The organism is Jiella sonneratiae (genome assembly GCF_017353515.1).
Taxonomy (GTDB): Bacteria; Pseudomonadota; Alphaproteobacteria; order Rhizobiales; family Rhizobiaceae; genus Jiella; species Jiella sonneratiae.
Genome location: NZ_JAFMPY010000030.1, coordinates 32,096 through 48,807 on the forward strand (window position 1 = coordinate 32,096; position 16,712 = coordinate 48,807).

General features: G+C 68.8%; 18 protein-coding genes. 11 read left to right on the forward strand and 7 right to left on the reverse strand.

What is annotated here, in order from left to right:
* Positions 1-183: 183 nt before the first annotated feature.
* Complete coding sequence (locus J1C47_RS20480; protein WP_207352663.1) at positions 184-1,149, forward strand: AEC family transporter; 966 nt, start codon at positions 184-186, stop codon at positions 1,147-1,149.
* An 84-nt stretch (positions 1,150-1,233) separates the two neighbouring features.
* Here J1C47_RS20480 and gluQRS read toward each other — a convergent pair whose 3' ends face one another.
* Positions 1,234-2,160, reverse strand: coding sequence for a tRNA glutamyl-Q(34) synthetase GluQRS (gene gluQRS / locus J1C47_RS20485; protein ID WP_207352664.1), 927 nt, complete (start codon positions 2,158-2,160; stop codon positions 1,234-1,236).
* Positions 2,161-2,345: 185 nt separating this feature from the next.
* Here gluQRS and J1C47_RS20490 point away from each other — a divergent pair, with 185 nt between their 5' ends.
* From J1C47_RS20490 to J1C47_RS20500, 3 genes are all read left to right on the forward strand, one after another.
* Complete coding sequence (locus tag J1C47_RS20490; RefSeq protein WP_245396707.1) at positions 2,346-3,077, forward strand: DNA-3-methyladenine glycosylase family protein; 732 nt, start codon at positions 2,346-2,348, stop codon at positions 3,075-3,077.
* A 93-nt stretch (positions 3,078-3,170) separates the two neighbouring features.
* Positions 3,171-3,731 carry an HNH endonuclease gene (locus J1C47_RS20495; RefSeq protein WP_207352665.1) on the forward strand — a complete coding sequence of 187 codons (561 nt, stop codon included), beginning with the start codon at positions 3,171-3,173 and terminating at the stop codon, positions 3,729-3,731.
* 89 nt (positions 3,732-3,820) lie between these two features.
* Positions 3,821-4,822: a heme-dependent oxidative N-demethylase family protein gene (locus J1C47_RS20500; protein ID WP_207352666.1), complete on the forward strand. Its 1,002-nt coding sequence runs from the start codon at positions 3,821-3,823 to the stop codon at positions 4,820-4,822.
* A gap of 12 nt (positions 4,823-4,834) precedes the next feature.
* Here the strand turns inward: J1C47_RS20500 and J1C47_RS20505 are convergent, their stop codons facing one another.
* The gene (locus J1C47_RS20505; RefSeq protein ID WP_207352667.1) at positions 4,835-5,527 is read right to left on the reverse strand and encodes a hypothetical protein; all 693 of its coding nucleotides are present in this window, start codon (positions 5,525-5,527) and stop codon (positions 4,835-4,837) included.
* Positions 5,528-5,578: 51 nt separating this feature from the next.
* Positions 5,579-6,529: a LysR family transcriptional regulator gene (locus tag J1C47_RS20510; protein WP_207352668.1), complete on the reverse strand. Its 951-nt coding sequence runs from the start codon at positions 6,527-6,529 to the stop codon at positions 5,579-5,581.
* A 114-nt stretch (positions 6,530-6,643) separates the two neighbouring features.
* On the opposite strand from J1C47_RS20510, the gene J1C47_RS20515 reads away from it, so the two are divergent.
* The 7 genes from J1C47_RS20515 to speB (J1C47_RS20545) are packed head-to-tail and all read left to right on the forward strand — an operon-like array spanning position 6,644 to position 12,587.
* The gene (locus tag J1C47_RS20515) at positions 6,644-7,648 is read left to right on the forward strand and encodes an ABC transporter substrate-binding protein (RefSeq protein WP_207352669.1); all 1,005 of its coding nucleotides are present in this window, start codon (positions 6,644-6,646) and stop codon (positions 7,646-7,648) included.
* A gap of 46 nt (positions 7,649-7,694) precedes the next feature.
* Entirely contained in the window at positions 7,695-8,576 is an 882-nt protein-coding gene (locus tag J1C47_RS20520) for an ABC transporter permease (RefSeq protein WP_245396708.1), read from the forward strand.
* Between the two features lie 2 nt (positions 8,577-8,578).
* Complete coding sequence (locus J1C47_RS20525; protein ID WP_207352670.1) at positions 8,579-9,358, forward strand: ABC transporter ATP-binding protein; 780 nt, start codon at positions 8,579-8,581, stop codon at positions 9,356-9,358.
* Complete coding sequence (locus J1C47_RS20530; RefSeq protein ID WP_207352671.1) at positions 9,355-10,113, forward strand: SDR family NAD(P)-dependent oxidoreductase; 759 nt, start codon at positions 9,355-9,357, stop codon at positions 10,111-10,113. Before J1C47_RS20525 ends, J1C47_RS20530 begins: the two co-directional genes overlap by 4 nt.
* The gene (locus J1C47_RS20535; protein WP_342592029.1) at positions 10,110-10,841 is read left to right on the forward strand and encodes an SDR family NAD(P)-dependent oxidoreductase; all 732 of its coding nucleotides are present in this window, start codon (positions 10,110-10,112) and stop codon (positions 10,839-10,841) included. The genes J1C47_RS20530 and J1C47_RS20535 overlap by 4 nt, the downstream gene beginning before the upstream one ends.
* A gap of 22 nt (positions 10,842-10,863) precedes the next feature.
* On the forward strand, positions 10,864-11,637 hold the full coding sequence (locus tag J1C47_RS20540; RefSeq protein ID WP_207352672.1) for a creatininase: 774 nt from the start codon (positions 10,864-10,866) through the stop codon (positions 11,635-11,637).
* Positions 11,634-12,587 carry an agmatinase gene (gene speB, locus J1C47_RS20545; RefSeq protein WP_342592030.1) on the forward strand — a complete coding sequence of 318 codons (954 nt, stop codon included), beginning with the start codon at positions 11,634-11,636 and terminating at the stop codon, positions 12,585-12,587. Before J1C47_RS20540 ends, speB (J1C47_RS20545) begins: the two co-directional genes overlap by 4 nt.
* A gap of 43 nt (positions 12,588-12,630) precedes the next feature.
* Here the strand turns inward: speB (J1C47_RS20545) and speB (J1C47_RS20550) are convergent, their stop codons facing one another.
* From speB (J1C47_RS20550) to J1C47_RS20565, 4 genes are all read right to left on the reverse strand, one after another.
* Positions 12,631-13,590: an agmatinase gene (gene speB / locus J1C47_RS20550; RefSeq protein WP_207352673.1), complete on the reverse strand. Its 960-nt coding sequence runs from the start codon at positions 13,588-13,590 to the stop codon at positions 12,631-12,633.
* A gap of 221 nt (positions 13,591-13,811) precedes the next feature.
* Positions 13,812-15,119 carry a TRAP transporter large permease gene (locus J1C47_RS20555; protein ID WP_207352674.1) on the reverse strand — a complete coding sequence of 436 codons (1,308 nt, stop codon included), beginning with the start codon at positions 15,117-15,119 and terminating at the stop codon, positions 13,812-13,814.
* Positions 15,116-15,622: a TRAP transporter small permease gene (locus J1C47_RS20560; RefSeq protein ID WP_207352675.1), complete on the reverse strand. Its 507-nt coding sequence runs from the start codon at positions 15,620-15,622 to the stop codon at positions 15,116-15,118. Before J1C47_RS20560 ends, J1C47_RS20555 begins: the two co-directional genes overlap by 4 nt.
* 4 nt (positions 15,623-15,626) lie before the next feature.
* Positions 15,627-16,616 (reverse strand): TRAP transporter substrate-binding protein, encoded by a 990-nt coding sequence (locus J1C47_RS20565; RefSeq protein ID WP_207352676.1) that lies wholly within the window; start codon positions 16,614-16,616, stop codon positions 15,627-15,629.
* Positions 16,617-16,712: the final 96 nt, after the last annotated feature.

Genomic DNA, 16,712 nt, shown 5'->3' on the forward strand with positions numbered 1-16,712 from the left:
GAGCACCCGCCCCGGCCGGACGCTGCAGGAATTTTCCAGCGGACCGGCCGCGCCAACCCGCCCCATCCGGATCGGCTGCCGCCCGACCGGTCATCCCGCGACATCCATCCGACGGGGCAACCGTTTTCCGCCCGGTCCCCTGCCCGCCCGAGCCCCTGCCCGACCGCCCGGTTCCATCCCATCATGCAGACCGTCCTCGCCATCATCGTCCCGATCTTCAGCCTGATCGCCCTCGGCTATGCCGCGGCGCGGGTCGGCCTGCTGTCGGAGACGGTCGGCGACGGCCTCGCCCACTTCGTCTTCGTCGTCGCCGTTCCGGTGCTTCTGTTCCGCACGCTGGCGACGATGAGCTTCGGCGACGCCAGCCCGGCGCTGCTGTGGCTGTGCTATTTCGCCGCCGTCGCCGTCACCTGGCCGATCGGCACCTTCCTCGTCCGCAGATTCGCCGCCGCCGACCACCGCACCGGCGTCATCGCGGGGATCTCGTCGAGCTTCGCCAACACCGTCTTCGTGGCGATCCCGACGCTGCAGCGCGCCTATGGCGACCCGGGTCTCGAACCGCTTCTGATTATCGTCTCGATCCACCTTCCGGTGATGATGATCGTCTCGACGCTCTTGATCGAGCGTGCCGCCGGTCTCGACGCCGCCGGCGAGGGCGATCTCGCGCGCGAGGCGGTGCCGCTGTCGCGCATGATGAAGCGCATGCTGTTCAATCTCGCCACCAACCCGATCGTCGTCGGCATCGTCGTCGGCCTCGCGTGGCGGGCGCTGGCCCTGCCCCTCGAAGGGGTGATCGACGAGGTGACGAAGCTGCTCGGCGGGACCGCCGGCGGGCTCGCGCTGTTCTCGCTCGGCATGTCGCTGACCCGCTACGGGCTGCGCGGCGACCTCGTCGCCTCCTCGCTGATCACGGTGCTGTCGCTGGTCGTCATGCCGGCGGTCGTCTGGCTGTTTGCCCGCGAGATCGGCCTGCCGCCGCTCTGGGTCAAGGGAGCCGTGCTGACGGCGGCGGCCCCCGCCGGCATCAACGCCTATCTCTTCGCCACCTATTTCAAGGCCGGCGAAAAGCTGGCCGCAACGACGATCCTCGTCTCGACCGTCGCCTCGGTGGTGACCCTCAGCGCCTGGCTGAAGATCCTCGGCGTCTGACGACGGCCCGCAGCAGGCGGCGACCATGCCCTTCGCGATCCGGCGCATGAGGCAGGATCCGGCGGGCCTTTGCGCCGCGATGCCCTATGCCGGCCCGTTCTGGTCCGGCCCGTTCTGGTCCGGCCGGCCCGGCAGGCCGACCATGCGGCGGATGTCCTCGGCCTTCAGCCCCGCCTCGCGCAGCGCCCGGATCGCCGTGTCGCCGGCGCTCTTCGACAGCTTGCGCCCGTCGGGTCCGAGGATCAGCGGATGATGCAGATAGCGCGGCGCCGCAAGGCCGAGCAGCGCCTGCAGGAGCCGGTGGATGCTGGTGGCGTAGAAGAGGTCTCGCCCCCGGACGACGTCGGTGACGCCCTGGATGGCGTCGTCGACGACCACGGAGAGGTGGTAGCTCGTCGGAACGTCCATGCGTCCGAGGACGACGTCGCCCCATTCGAGCGGCCGCGCGACGATCGTCCCGCTCTCCCCGACGGGCGAGGCGCCCTTTTCGTCCCAGGTGAGCGCCGGCACCATCTCGATCGCCCGCTCGACGTCGAGCCGCCAGGCGAAGCGTTCGCCGGCGCTCATCCGCCTTTCCCGCTCCGCCGTCGTCGCATGTCGGTCGAGGCCGGGATAGAGCGGCGCCCCGTCGGGATCGCGCGGCCAGGACCGGCCCTCCGCTTCCTCGAAATTCTCGACGAAGGCCTTCACCTCGCCGCGCGTCATGAAGGCGGGATAGACGAGATCCTCGGCGGCGAGGGCCTCGAGCGCCGCGGCATAGTCGTGCATGTGGGCCGACTGCCGGCGCGGGGCCTCGTCCCAGGCGATGCCCAGAAAGGCGAGGTCCTCTTCCACCTGCCGTTCGAAGGCGGGCGTGCAGCGGACGGTGTCGATGTCCTCGTGGCGCAGCAGGAAGCGCCCCCCGGCGCTCCGGGCGAGGCCGTGATTGACGAGCGCCGAATAGGCATGGCCGAGATGCAGTTCGCCGTTCGGGCTGGGCGCGAAGCGGAAGACCGGGTCACTTGATAACATGGTCGGCGATTCTCTCCGGTGGACGGCGGACAGCCGGCGCTGCCGCATCTCGTCGGTCCATGATGCCGGGGCTTTTCACGAGGGTTCGGGCGGAAGGGCAGACCATGCGACGGCTCGTCACGATGTCCGGCGGCGTCCGTGCTATTGTCGGAATGCGAGAGGAAAATGACGAAGACCCGAATGGCATGATCCGCACCGAGGCCGACATCGCCGAAGCGCTTGCCGCGCTGACGCTCGCCGATGCCCGGCTCGCCCGGATCGTCGAGGCGGCCGGCAGCGTGCCGCTGCGCCGCAGCCGCACGGGGCTCGAAGGCCTTCTCGCCATCGTCGTCGCGCAGCAGGTGTCGAGGGCCAGCGCCGACGCGATCTTCGGCCGGCTCGCCGCGGCCGTCGACCTGACCGACCCCGCCGCCCTGCTCGCGGTGGGCGACGAGACGCTGCGGAGCGCCGGTCTGTCGCGCCCGAAGCAGCAGACCGTCCGCGCCGTCGCCGCGGCGCTCGCCGAGGGCCGGCTCGACCTTTCCCGCTGCGCCTCGGCCCCGGCCGAGGCGGCGATCGCCGAAATGGTCGCCGTCAGGGGCATCGGCGTCTGGACGGCCGAATGCTGGCTGCTCTTCTGCGCCGGCCATCGCGACGTCTTTCCCGCCGGCGACCTCGCGCTCCAGGCCGCCGTCGCCCACGCGCTCGACCACGACAGCCGGCCGACGGCCAGGCGACTCACCGAGATCGCCGAGGCCTGGAAGCCGCATCGTTCCGTCGCGGCGCGGCTGTTCTGGGCATACTATGCGACTATCCACAGGCGCGAGATCGTGCCGGCGGCGGAAAGCCCCGGCCCCGCCACCCCGCCCGAATCAACGGCAAAGAGCCGCAAGCCCGCCTCACGGCCGCGACGGGGCAGCTCCAAGCCCCTGTCATGACTGGCCTCAGCCTTCACAAAGGCGACATGATGGAGCACGATAGTCCGCGCCGACCAAGGCAACGTTCGAAGGCGTCAGCCTAAGGAGAATGCAGTGACGATTGCGGTAAGTCCGGACTTATCCCCAGCCCTCGTCCTGAACGCCGATTTCCGGCCGTTGAGCTACTATCCGCTTTCGCTCTGGTCCTGGCAGGACGCGATCAAGGCGGTGTTCCTCGACCGGGTCACCATCCTCGCGGAATACGAAAGGGCGGTCCGAAGTCCCACCTTCTCGATGCGTCTTCCTTCCGTCGTCTGCCTCAAGACCTACGTCAAGCCCGCCCGCAACCCGGCCTTCACCCGCTTCAACGTCTTCCTCCGCGACAAATTCCAGTGCCAGTATTGCGGCTCGCCGCACGAACTGACCTTCGACCACGTCGTCCCCCGCTCCAAGGGCGGGCTCACCACCTGGGAGAACGTCGTCGCCGCCTGCTCGCCCTGCAACCTGAAGAAGGGCGGGCTGATGCCGCGGGAAGCGGGCATGATCCCGCATCAGACGCCCTTCCAGCCGACCGTCCACGACCTCCACAACAACGGCCGGCTGTTTCCCCCGAACTATCTGCACCAGAGCTGGCTCGACTATCTCTACTGGGATTCCGAACTCGATCCGGAGTGACCGGCAGCCTCGCCGCCGCCGGGACCGCCGGACCCCGTCGGCGACGCCGCGGCCGACCTCGCACGGGTCGCGCCGGAAAGAAAGCCGAGATGAGCAGCGATCCCATCCAATCCCCGTCTTTCGAAGGCGCCCCGGGCGGCGACGGCCCCGACGCGGCGACACGCAGCGACGAGCCCGGCCCGCCCCGCTATGCGCCCTATGACGGCAGCGCCACGCCCTTTACCATCGGCCTGAAGCCGCTCGATGCGGCGAACTGGATCGAGCCGGATGCGGCACTCGCCCGCGACCTTGCCGAAAAGCGCGCGCTGCTTTACGACCGCTTCGACGTCGTCTTTCGGGAGACGCCGGAATCCCGCGACGCCCAGGCCGAACTCCTCGACCTCCTCGCCGATCACCTGACCGGCCACCATGCCCCGCTCTGGCGCCGGGACGGATCGAGGCTGCGAAACGGCGACGTCTGCGTCGATCTTACCGACGCGCGCTGGCCGGTGCTGGTGCGGGCCGGTCTCCTCGTTTCGGACGACCTCGTCATCCTGCAGCGGGCCGAGGACGGATGGCGGCTGACGGCGGCGCACCTCTCCTTTCCCTCGGCCTGGTCGCTCGCCGAAAAGTTCGACCAGCCGATGGACCGGATCCATGCCGACGTGCCGGGCTTTGCGGCCGGCAGCCGCAATGCCGCGCTGATCGACCGCATGTTCGACAATCTACGCCCGGAGCGGCCGGTCTGGCGCCTCAACTGGTCGATCCATCCGAGCGGCGACCTGCACCGCCCGAAGGCGAAGCGCGAGCGCTCGCCGTGGCCGCCGCAGGTGCGTCACGAGAGCGTCCACGTGCGCGTCGAGCGCCAGACACTGCGCAGGTTGCCCCGGACCGGCGCCCTCGCCTTCACCATCCGCGTCTACAGCGATCCGCTGGCGGCGCTCATGCGCCACCGCGACGCGATCGCCAACCTGACGGGGCTGGCAGAGCAGCTCACCGCCCTCAACGCGGCCGAGATCGCCTACAAGGGCCTCGCCGCGGTCCGACCCGGCCTGCTCGACTGGCTCCGCGCCAGGGCGGCGGAGAGCGGACCTTCCGGTGATCGCCCGTGAAAAGGCGTCCCCTTAAGCGGCTGCGGGAAGCGGCAGCGAGGCAAGCGTCACCCCGCGCTTCTGCAGGAGGAGCCGGTAGAAGGGCCGGGCCCGCTCGTAGTCGGGGACGGCGCGCAGCAGCTTCTGGAGAACGAGAAGCGCGGCGTCGTATTCGCGCTTCTTGATGTCGAAGACCGCGAGGGCGAGGCAGAACTCGGCGCTTTCCGCGTCGATCTCGACCTGGCCGCCGGGCCCGCCCAGCACGGTGATCGCCGCTTCGAGGCGGGCCGCGAAGGGCTGCTCGCCGTCGACGAGGTCGATCAGCGGCAGGGACACGGTGCCGGTCGAAAATTTCCAGCAGTGGTCGAAGCGCCTTTCGACGAAGGCGGCGCGGCTCGGAAGGTTGCGCGACGGCACGCCGACCGTCACGTAGTGCCGATAGGGCTGCGAGGCGTCGGCGTCCTTGAGATAGGTCTCTGCGTAGAAATCCTCCTCGAAGACCAGCCCCTCGCGGAACGGCAGCCGGCGCTCCAGGCCGACTTCCATGAAATGCTGGAGCGAGCGTTCGAGGAGCTTCTCGCGCGAGGCGTTCGCCGTCTTGCGTTCGTCGAGATGGGCGCGGCCGTAGAAGCGCTCGTCGAATTCCGCCAGGAAGACCAGCGACAGATCCGGATGGCGGCGCTGCTGGTCTCGCCTCGCCTCGTTCATGGATTGCGTGTCGCTCATCGGCGGGGCCTCGCGTGGGGTGGTGCGTCTCGGCGGCTCTCGACCGATTTCCTAGCCCGGCCGCTCGCCGGCGTCCACTGGCCGGGCAGCGTCCTGCCGGCCCGCCGGTCCGGCCTGCCGCCGCACTTCCCTGACGAAGGCGGCGATTGGCGGGTGCTCGCGATCGCTGCTGCGCACCGCGATGAAATGCTGCGAGGCGAAGCTGTAGCGCGACGCCTTGAGGACGCGCATCTCGCCGCGGGCGACGTAGCTGTCGCCGATGTGGCGCGGCAGGAAGCCGACATAGGCGCCCGACAGGATCATCATCGCCTGGCCTTCCATCTGCATCACGGTGCCGTCGGGCTTCGGGTGATGGGCGCGATAGATGTCGTCGAAATGCAGATAGCCCCGCACGCTGAAGGAAGCCGCCTCGATGTCGGCCGCCGTGATCTCGGCGTCGGACCGTGCGAACAGCCGGTGCCCCTGCCCGCAATACAGCCCGTGCGGCTCGCGGTAGACCGGCTTGTAGGTGATGCCGGAGATCTTCTGCGACATCGGCCCGACGACGACGTCGCGCCGCCCGTCGGCGAGGGCGCGTTCGAGTTCGTGCGGCGGCGCCAGCCACAGGTCGACGAAGACGTCCGGCGCATAGGCGTGGTAGCGCCCGAGCGCCGTCTGCAGCCCGAGTTCCGGCGAGGTGACGACGCCGTCGACAATGCCGACGCGCAGGCGGCCGGTCAGCCGCCCGCTCTCCTTGCCGATCCGCGCATGGAAAGTGTCGATGTCGGCAAAGAGCAGCTTGGCGGCGGCATAGGTCGCCTTGCCGAATTCGGTCAGCCTGAAGCCGCCGCGCCCGCGTTCGCAGAGCCGGTTTCCGAGCTTCTTCTCCAGCGAGGCGATGTGGGTGGAAAGCGTCGACTGGCTGAGATTGAGGGCGATCTGGGCGGGACCGAAACCGCCGGCGTCGGCGAGTTCGACGAAGACGCGGATGAGGCGCAGATCGATGTTGTCGAGGCGGCGCAAGAGGTCTCCCACATCGAGGTTTTTCGATCCGTCCTTCGATGAAATCTGATTTCCTTCGATGTGACAATTGCCGACATTCGACGCATGCTTCCTCTGTCGAGAAAGGTTCGCCCGATGTCCTTCCGCAGCCTCGTCGCAGCCGCCCTGGCCCTCGCCGCCGCAACCTCCGCCGGCACCGCCCGCGCCGACGAGACGGTGCGCGTGATGGCCCCGACCTGGCCGGGCTTCGCGCCGGTCTTCGTCGCCATGGACAAGGGCTACTTCAAGGATCTCGGCCTCGACGTCGAATTCACCTTCGAGGACGACCGGTCGAACGTCCTCGCGGCGATGGCCCGCGGCGACATCGACGTCGACATGCGCACCGTCGGCGAACATCAGGGCCGGCCGCGCAAGCCGGAGACCCCGGGCAAGATCATCGGCACGATCGACAAGTCGGTCGGCGGCGACGGCGTCATCGCCGCCGGCTCGATCGGCAACGTCGCCGATCTCAAGGGCAAGAAGGTCGCGGCCGAGCCGAACATTCCGGCCCGCCTCCTCCTGCAGCTCGCGCTGAAGAAGGTCGGCATGACCCTCGACGACCTGTCGATCGTCGAGATCGCCACCGCCGACACGGTCGCCGTCTTCGCCGACGATTCGATCGCCGCCGTCGCGACCTACGAGCCGTTCATGTCGCAGGCGGTGAAGGCGCTGCCGAACCGCGAGCCGAAGATCCTGGTCTCGTCGAAGGACAGCGACATCATCATCGACGTGATCACCGCCCGCGACGCCGACCTCGATGCCGATCCGGACAAATACGCCAAGTTCCTCGCCGGCATCTACAAGGCCGTCGAGCTCTACAAGGCCAAGCCGGACGAGTTCATCTCGCTCGCCGCGCCGCACTACAATCTCTCCGACGCCGAAGTGAAGGACATCCTCGACACCTCGCTCGCCTATACCGACCTCGCCGAATCCCGGACGCTGATCGGCAAGACGGGCGAGCCCGGCACGCTCACCGGCATCTTCGACACGGTCATGCAGCTCAACCTCGAAAACGGCGCCGCCGACGTGAAGCTCGACCCGGCCGAGGAGATCGACGCCAAGCCGATGTCGATGGTGACCGACGCGATGTTGAAGGAGTGAGGCGGCGGCCGGTGGACTTTTCCCGCCAGTTTCGGGGAGACAGTCGATGAGCGATGCTCCGGGCGCCCTCGCCGACGGCACGCGCGGCGAAGGCAAGGCGGTGATGGCGGAGGGCGCCGTCGCCGTCGGCTCGCGCCCGGCCCGCCGTCGGCCGTCACGCTTCGGCTTCCGCAAGCCGCTGCCGCGCGGGCTGGAACTCTCCATCGCGCTCGGCGCCAGCCTCGGCCTTCTCCTTCTATGGGAGGCGGTGGCGCGCTTCGGCTACGTCAACACGCTGTTCTTTCCCGCCCCGAGCGACGTCGCGGCGGCGATGGTCCACATGTTCCGCGACCAGGATCTCGCCTGGCACGCCGCCGTCTCGACCGCGCGGGTCTGGTCGGCCTTCCTCATCGCCGCCGTCATGGCGATCCCGATGGGCATCCTGATGTCGAGCTACCGGGTGATCGGTGCAGCATCCGAGCCGGTGATCGATTTCATCCGCTATCTCCCGGTGCCGGCGCTGGTGCCGCTCGCCATCATCTGGTTCGGCGTCGGCGAGGAGACCAAGATCTTCCTGCTCTGGCTCGGCACCTTCTTTCAGCTGGTGCTGCTCGTCGCCGACGACATGCGCCGCGTGCCGCAGGAATATGTCGAGATCACCCAGACGCTGGGCGCCAGCCATTATCAGATCCTGCGCGACGTCGCCTTCCGGGCGATGCTGCCGAGCCTCGTCGACAATCTCCGCGTCACGCTCGGCTGGTGCTGGACCTATCTGATCATCGCCGAGATCGTCGCCGCCTCCAGTGGTATCGGCTTCGTCATCTGGGCGGCGCGGCGCTACATGAAGACGCCGGAAGTGATGGCCGGCGTCGTCCTCATCGGCATCATCGGGCTCGCCTCGGACCAGATCCTGCGCGCCGTCCACCGCCGCATGTTCCGGTATCTCTAGCTATGACCGCGCCCTATCTCGTCTTCGACGGCGTCACCAAGCATTTCGGCCCGATCGCGGTGGTCGACGTCCCCTTCGACTATCGGATCGAGAAAAACCAATTCGTCGTCTTCCTCGGTCCCTCCGGCTGCGGCAAGACCACCTTGATGCGGATGATCGGCGGCCTCGACGAACCGTCGGGCGGCGAGATCCGCCTCGAAGGCGCCCCCGTGGGGCCGCCCGACCGGCGGCGCGGCATGGTCTTCCAGTCCTATTCGTCCTTCCCCTGGCTGACGGTCGCCGAGAACGTCGCCTTCGGCATGAAGTATCGCAGCGACATCGGCGAGGAGGAAAAGCTCGCCCGCCGCGACCGCTATCTCGATCTCGTCGGCCTCTACGAGTTTTCCGACGCCTATCCCGCCCGGGTTTCCGGCGGCATGCGCCAGCGCATCGCCATCGCCCGGACCCTCGCCGCCGGCTCCGACGTGCTTTTGATGGACGAGCCCTTCGGCGCCCTCGACGCACAGCGGCGCGAGGGGCTGCAGGTGCAGCTCCGCAGGATCCAGAAGCGCGACGCCAAGACCATCGTCTTCGTCACCCACGACGTCGAGGAGGCGGTGTTCCTCGCCGACAAGGTGGTCGTCTTCACCAAGCGCCCGGCGCGCATCGCCGCGGAGGTCGACGTCGCCGAGAGGCTCGGAGCGGACCGGACGCTGGAACTCAGGGAAAGCCCGGAATTCTTCGCGCTCCGCAACGAGCTCCTGCATCTCCTGCGGGAAGCCGCCGGGGATGACGAGCGATGACCGGCCTCGACCTTTCCGGCCGCAGCGTCCTCATCACCGGCGCCAGCCGCGGCATCGGCCACGGCATCGCGCAGGGCTTCGCCGCGGCGGGCGCCCGGCTTCACGTCTGCGCCGAGACCGATGCGATCGCCGAGGCGGCCGACGCGATCGGCGCGACGCCGCATCTCTGCGACGTTTCCGACGATGCGGCGGTCAGGGCGATGATCGCCGCCGTCGGACACCTCGACGTCCTCGTCAACAATGCCGGGCTGGAACTGATCACGCCGCTCGACGATGAGAGCCCCGAGACCGAGGCGGCGGTGCGCCGCATCCTCGAGATCAACGTCGTCGGCACCTTCCTCGTCACTCGGGCGGCCGTGCCGGCGATGTCGCCGGGCGCCGCCATCGTCAACACCGCCTCGGTCTGGGGCCGCGTCGCCGAGCCGTGCTTCGGCGCCTATGTCGCCTCCAAGCACGCGGTGATCGGCCTGACCAAGACCTTCGCCAGGGAGCTCGGGCCGAAGGGCATCAGGGTCAACGCCGTCTGTCCCGGCTGGGTGCGGACCGAGGCGTCGATGCGCTCGCTCGGCAGGATGGCGGAGCGCGCCGGCACCGAGCCGGACGCGCTGCTTGCCGGGATCGTCGGCGCCCAGGCGCTTCCCGGCCTGATGGAGCCGCGCGACATGATCGGCGCCTATCTGTTCCTCGCCTCCGACCTCGCCGCCAACATCACCGGCCAGAGCCTCGGGGCGGACCGCGGCGAGGTGCCGTGGTGACCGTGGAGCCCCCCATCCACCACGACGCGCATGCCGGGCGCCGTGTCCTCGTCACCGGCGCGGCGTCGGGCATCGGCCGCGCCACGTTCGACGCCTTCCGGGCGGCGGGGGCAAGGGCGTTCGGGCTCGACGTCCGGCCGGCGCCCCCCGGCATTTCCGACTGGGCGGTCGCCGACCTTTGCGAGGAAGATGCGATCGTCGCGGCGGTCGCCGCCGCCTTGGGGTCGCTCGGCGGCCTCGACGTCCTCGTCAATTGCGCCGGCATCGAGATCGACGCGCCGATCCGCACGATCGAGATGGCCGCCGTCGACCGCATGATCGCCGTCAACCTGCGCGCGCCGATGCTGGTGACGCGCGAGGCCCTGAAGGGAATGGGTCGCGGCGGACGCATCGTCAACGTCGCCTCGGAACTCGCCTATCTCGGCCGGGCGGGCGCTTCCGGCTATTGCGCGACCAAGGCCGGCATCCTCTCGCTCACCCGCTCCTGGGCCCGCGAGCTGGCGCCCGACATTCTGGTCAACGCCGTGGCGCCCGGCCCCGTCGACACGCCGCTGCTCGGCTTCTCCGGCATGAGCGAGGCGCAGAAGGCGCTGGAGACGGCGAACCCGATGGGCCGCATCGGCACGCCCGACGAGGTGGCGCGGGCCGTGCTCTTCCTGGCGTCCCCTGCGACGAGCTTCACCACCGGCCAGTGCCTCAGCGTCGACGGCGGCGCCGCCATGCACTGAGCCGCGACGAACGAGGATGACGATGAACGACAGCGTGATGATGGCCGAACTGACCTGGCCGGAATTCAAGGCCCGCGTCGACGAGGGGGCGGTGGTGTTCCTGCCCCTCGGCGCCACCGAGCAGCACGGGCCGCACATGGCGCTCAACGTCGACGTCGTGCTGCCGACCGGTGTCTGCGAGCGGGTCGCCCGCAATGTCGGCGGCCTCGTCGCGCCCTGCGTCCCCTATGGCTACAAGTCGCAGCCGCGCTCGGGCGGCGGCGAGGCGTTTCCCGGCACGATCAGTCTCGACGCCAACACCTTCTCCCTCGTCGTGCGCGACGTGGTGCGCGGCCTCGGCCACAAGGGCGTCAGGAAGCTCGTCCTCGTCATCGGCCATTTCGAGAATGCCTGGCCGGCGGTCGAAGGGCTCGATCTCGGCCTGCGCGAGCTGCGCCGCGACGGCATATCCGACGTTCAGGCGATGCGGCTCGAATACTGGGACTTCGTCCGCCGGGCGACGCTCGACAGGCTGTTTCCGGACGGCTTTCCCGGCACCGAGCTCGAACATGCGAGCCTGCTCGAGACTTCGCTGATGCTGCTGCTGCGGCCCGACCTCGTCGACATGGCGAAGGTGCCGGACGACGGGCCGGCGAAATTCCCGACCTTCGACCGCTGGCCCGTCCCGGAGGGCTTCGTGCCCGCTTCGGGCGTCCTCGCCCGCGCCGAAAAGGCCACCGCCGAAAAGGGCGAATGGCTGATGGCCGACCACGTCGCCCTGATCACCGAAGCCGTCAAGGCAGAGTTCAAGCTGTGACCGATCTTTCCCGCTTCCAGCCGCTCGATTCCGGCGCCGTCCCGCGCTTCGCCGGCCCGGCGACCTTCATGCGCCTGCCCGTCGCCGAGCCGGCCGAGGTCGACGTCGCGCTTCTCGGCATCCCCTTCGACGGCGGCACCACCAACCGCACCGGCGCCCGCCACGGCCCGCGCGAGATCCGCAACCAGTCGAGCCTCGTCCGGCGCGTGCATCATGCGACCCTCGCCTCGCCCTTCGATCGCCTGCGCGTCGCTGATTGCGGCGATGCCCCGGTCAATCCGGTCGATCCGGCGGAGAGCATCGAGCTGATCGCCGGCTTCTACGCAAGCGTCCGCGACGCCGGCGCCGTGCCGCTCACCGCCGGCGGCGACCACCTCGTCACCCTGCCGATCCTGCGCGGACTTCACCGCGGCCGGCCGCGCGGCCTCATTCACTTCGACGCCCATTCCGACACCTATGACGAGTTCTTCGGCAACCGCTACAATCACGGAACGCCGTTCCGGCGGGCGATCGAGGAAGGCCTGCTCGATCCGAAGCGCATGGTGCAGATCGGCCTCAGGGGTGCGATCTCGGACGCTGCGAACTACGACTTCGCCAAGGGTGTCGGCCTCCGGCAGATCTTCATCGAGGAGCTGATGGCCCGCGGCGTCGCCGACGTCATGGCCGAGGCCCGCGACATCGTCGGCGCCGAGGAGACCTACGTCTCCTTCGACATCGACGTCATCGATCCCGCCTTCGCGCCCGGCACCGGAACGCCGGAGATCGGCGGCGTCTCGACATTCCAGGCGCAGGCGCTGGTCCGGGAACTCGCCGGCGTCGCGATCGTCGGCGCCGACCTCGTCGAGGTCTCGCCGCCGCTCGATCCGACCGGCATCACCGCGCTGACCGGCGCGACGATGATGTTCGAGCTCCTGTGCGTCATGGCCGAGGCGGTCGCCGGGCCGCTCTGAGCGACGCGCCCGGTCGGCCGGCCCCGCGCCGGCCGTCCCGCCGTCAGCCGCGGGGCGTCCTTGCGGCGAAGATCCGGCCGATCGCATTGAGCAGGATCTGCGCCGCGAGGATCGACGTCACCTCGCCGGGATCGTAGGGCGGAGCGACCTCGACGAGGTCGATGCCGACGATGTCGCCGCGTTGCGCCAGGCCCGCTACCAGCTCCAGCACCTCGTAATAGAGAAAGCCGCCGTGGCTCGGCGTGCCGGTGCCCGGCGCGATCGACGGATCGAAGCCGTCGATGTCCAGCGTCAGATAATAGCGCCGTCCCGCCGGGATCCGCTGCAGCACGGCGTCGACGCCGAGCCGGCGGACCTGCCGGACCGACAGGATGTCCGATCCCATCTCACGCGCCGCCACGTAGCCCTCGCGGGCGGTGGAGGAAACGTTGCGGATACCGATCTGCGTCAGGCCGGTGACGTAGGGCTTTTCGGCCGCCCGGCGCATCGGGTTGCCGTGGCCGTAGCGCACGCCGTGCCGTTCGTCGACGAAATCGAGATGGGCGTCGATCTGGACGAGATGGATCGGCTCCTCTTCGGAGAAGGCGCCGATGCAGGGGATGTTGATCGAGTGGTCGCCGCCGAGCACCACCGGCAGCGCCCCGGCCGCAAGGATCTTGCGCACCCCCGCTTCGATGTTGGCGTGGCTGGTCGAGGTGTCGGTGTGGACGATGTCGGCATCGCCGAGATCGACGATCCGCACCCCATCGAGGTAGGTGACGTCGTCCTCGTGGTCGTAGGCGCCGGCATGGCCGAAGGAGAACAGCGTCGAGGCCTCGCGGATGCCGCGCGGGCCGAACCGCGCCCCCGAGCGCCATTGCGTCCCCATGTCGAAAGGGGCGCCGAGGACGGCGACGTCGGCATCGATCGCGTCCCAGTCGCCGACATAGGGGCTCTTGGCGAAGGTCGAGATACCGACGAAGGGAAGGTTCAAGCGACCGGTCGCGTAGCCGTGATCTGCCATGGGCCTCGTCTTCCTTCGGTTTTTCGCCGGCGCGCTCCGGCGTCCGGCGGCCGCTGCCTCGCCGGCCTGCGGCTCGCACAGGGGGGCGGGACACCCCGCGCACCGGGAGATTCGGCCCGGGGCCGCGGCGAGTCCAGCCGTTTCCGGCACCGTTCGGAAAAAAGTCGGCGCGGCGGACGGCGGGTCTTCGGGGCGGCCGGCGTTCCGGTGGATCGCGCCGCTCAGGACCCGAACATCGAGTTCGGGATCAGCAGCGCGATCTGCGGGAACAGGATGATCATCAGGAGGCACAGGATCATCGCCGCCAGGAACGGCATGACGCCCTTGAAGATCGTCGCCATCGGGACGTCGCCGGCCACCGCGCGGATGACGAAGACGTTGAGGCCGACGGGCGGGGTGATCATGCCCATCTCGATGACGATCACCGCGACGACGCCGAACCAGATCGGGTTGAAGCCGAAGCCGGTGATGACCGGATAGAAGATCGGCAAGGTGATCACCAGCATCGCCAGGCCGTCGAGGAACATGCCGAGCAGCACGTAGGCGAGGATGATCATCGCCAGCGAGCCGTAGGCGCCGAGCCCGAGCGAGGTCATCAGCTCGCCGAAGGCGTCGGGGATGTGGGTGACCGCCAGGAACGGGTTGAGGACGTTGGCGCCGATGACGATCGCATAGAGCATCGCCGTCGTCTGCACGGTCTCGAGAATGGCGTTCCGGAAGCCGGCGAGGCCCATGCCGCGCTTGAAGGCCGCGAAGATCATCACCAGCCCGGCGCCGACGGCCGAGGATTCCACCGGCGTGAAGGCGCCGATGTAGATGCCGCCGATCGAGATGACCATGACGGCGATCAGCGGCGCGGCACCGGCGAGAAAGCGCAGACGCTCGCGGAAGGAGAGTTCCGGCCCGCGCCGTCCCGCCTCCGGGTTGCGCAGCACGGTGAGCCAGACGGCGACGATGAAGAGGCCGCACATCAGGATGCCGGGCAGGATGCCGGCCATGAACAGCCGGCCGATCGACTGCTCGGTGAGGATGGCGTAGATGACGAAGCCGGTCGACGGCGGAATGAGGAAGCCGAGCGTCCCGCCGGCGGCGACCGAGCCGGTGGACAGGCCGTCGGCATAGCCGAGGCGGCGCATTTCCGGCAGCGCCACCTTGCCGATGGTGACGGCGGTGGCCACCGAGGAGCCGCTGACCGCCGAGAAGGCGGCACAGCCCAGCACCGAGGCGGAGGCGAGCCCGCCGCGGAAGCGGCCGACCCAGGCATTCGCCGCGTCGTAGAGGCCGCGGCTGAACCCGGCCTCGGAGGCGACGTTGCCGAGTAGGACGAACATCGGCACGACGAGCAGCGAATAGTTGGTGACGGCGGAATAGGTTTCGGTGACGAGCGTCGCGCCGGCAAACCGCATGCCGCCGGTCGCCAGCATGCCGAAGAAGCCGACGATCAGCATGGAGAAGGCGACGGGCGTCCGCAGGACCATCAGCACGAACAGGCAGACGAACCCCAGGACGCCGATGGCGACGTCGCTCATTCGAATTCCTTACCACTCACGAGAACGAGGACGATCTGTATCGCGAAGATCGCGACGGTCAGGGCGAGGCCGAGGGCCATCAACCCGTAGAAGGGCCAGATCGGCAGCGCCAGCATGTTGGTGGCGTCGCCGAATTCCCGGGCGTCGAGCATCTTGTCCCAGGACCGCATGACCAGCACCGAGAGGACGAAGATCGAGATCGCCCGCGACATCACGTCGCCGCCGAGCCGGCCCCAATGGCCGATGAAGGGATCGAAGACGTCGGCCCTGACATGGGCGTTGCGTTCGGTACACCAGGGCATCGCCATCATCACCATGGCGACGCCGCCGAGTTGGACGATCTCGTTGACGCCGAGGATCGGCGCGTTGGCGAAATAGCGCAGCAGCACCGCCACGCAGACGAGCACCACGGTGCCGACGAGGCAGAGGCCCGCCACCGCCGCGAGTGCAAGGGTCGCCCGGTCGAGGATCAGCGACCGGGCCTTTTTCGTGACGACGTCCATCGGATCAGTTGGAAGACAGCGCGCCGACGACCTTCTTGGCGGGGAGACCGTTCTGCTCGGCCTCGGCGACCACCTTGTCGGTGACGTTCTTCGACAGGTCGTCGAACGCCTTCTTCTCTTCGTCGGTGAGGTGGATCACCTCGTGGTCGGGCATCTCGCCGAAGGCATCGATCCCCTTGTGGGCGGCACCCAGCTGGGTCTCGTTGGCCATGAAGGAGATTTCCTTGCCGACCGCGTCGACCGCCTTCTGCTCGGCCTCGTCGAGCGACTGGTAGCTGTCGCGGTTCATCAGGATGAAGAAGGGCGAGATCGTCGTGTTCATGCCGACGGTGACGTATTTCGACACTTCGCCGAGCTTGAAGGCCTTGGTGCCGGTGCCGTCGATCATCGCCGCGTCGATGACGCCGGTCTGCAGCGAATTGTAGATTTCCGAGACCGGCATCGACACCGGCGTCGCGCCCCAGCTCTCGACGAGGAGGCCGGTGTTGCGCGAGGGAACGCGGATCTTCATGCCCTTCACGTCGTCGGGCGTGCGGATCGGCTTGTCGCGGCTGTAGAGCACGTTCTCGGCGTTCGACCACAGGCTGACGAGATGCACCCGGCGGTATTCCGGCTGGAACAGGTCGATGTTGTCCCACATCGTCTTCGTCCCGGTGTCCTCGTGGATGACGCCGGGCAGCTCCGCCAGAAGGGTGATCGGGAAGTTCGAGGCCGTGTAGCCCGGCAGGCTGACGACGAAGTCCGCGACGCCGTCGACGGCACGCGAATACTGCTCGACCGGGCCGGCACCGAGCTCGCCGCCCGAGAACACCTCGACGGTCACCTTGCCGTCCGTGGCGTCCTTCAGCTTTTGGGCGAAGGGCTGGAACGCGCCCTTCTCGTAAGGGTTGGTCGGCGGCATGAAGTTCGCGAACTTCAGCTCCTCGGCGCGGGCGACGCCCGCCGTGAGCGACAGCGCGAGCGCGGCCGCGGCCATTTTCGTCAGCAAGGTCATGGTTCGTCCTCCCTGGATCTGGGGAGAAGCCTCCCCTTCGTCGACGGCCGACCATGCCCGCAAGCATCCGGCCAACGCCATTCACTTATTGATGCC

Coding starts and splice junctions, on each gene's coding strand:
- J1C47_RS20555 (WP_207352674.1), bottom strand. CDS start 15,119: ATGAGCGACGTCGCCATCGGCGTCCTGGGGTTCGTCTGCCTGTTCGTG.
- J1C47_RS20490 (WP_245396707.1), top strand. CDS start 2,346: ATGATCCGCACCGAGGCCGACATCGCCGAAGCGCTTGCCGCGCTGACG.
- J1C47_RS20560 (WP_207352675.1), bottom strand. CDS start 15,622: ATGGACGTCGTCACGAAAAAGGCCCGGTCGCTGATCCTCGACCGGGCG.
- J1C47_RS20520 (WP_245396708.1), top strand. CDS start 7,695: ATGAGCGATGCTCCGGGCGCCCTCGCCGACGGCACGCGCGGCGAAGGC.
- J1C47_RS20540 (WP_207352672.1), top strand. CDS start 10,864: ATGAACGACAGCGTGATGATGGCCGAACTGACCTGGCCGGAATTCAAG.
- J1C47_RS20565 (WP_207352676.1), bottom strand. CDS start 16,616: ATGACCTTGCTGACGAAAATGGCCGCGGCCGCGCTCGCGCTGTCGCTC.
- J1C47_RS20505 (WP_207352667.1), bottom strand. CDS start 5,527: ATGAGCGACACGCAATCCATGAACGAGGCGAGGCGAGACCAGCAGCGC.
- J1C47_RS20500 (WP_207352666.1), top strand. CDS start 3,821: ATGAGCAGCGATCCCATCCAATCCCCGTCTTTCGAAGGCGCCCCGGGC.
- J1C47_RS20515 (WP_207352669.1), top strand. CDS start 6,644: ATGTCCTTCCGCAGCCTCGTCGCAGCCGCCCTGGCCCTCGCCGCCGCA.
- J1C47_RS20525 (WP_207352670.1), top strand. CDS start 8,579: ATGACCGCGCCCTATCTCGTCTTCGACGGCGTCACCAAGCATTTCGGC.
- speB (WP_207352673.1), bottom strand. CDS start 13,590: ATGGCAGATCACGGCTACGCGACCGGTCGCTTGAACCTTCCCTTCGTC.
- gluQRS (WP_207352664.1), bottom strand. CDS start 2,160: ATGTTATCAAGTGACCCGGTCTTCCGCTTCGCGCCCAGCCCGAACGGC.
- J1C47_RS20530 (WP_207352671.1), top strand. CDS start 9,355: ATGACCGGCCTCGACCTTTCCGGCCGCAGCGTCCTCATCACCGGCGCC.
- J1C47_RS20480 (WP_207352663.1), top strand. CDS start 184: ATGCAGACCGTCCTCGCCATCATCGTCCCGATCTTCAGCCTGATCGCC.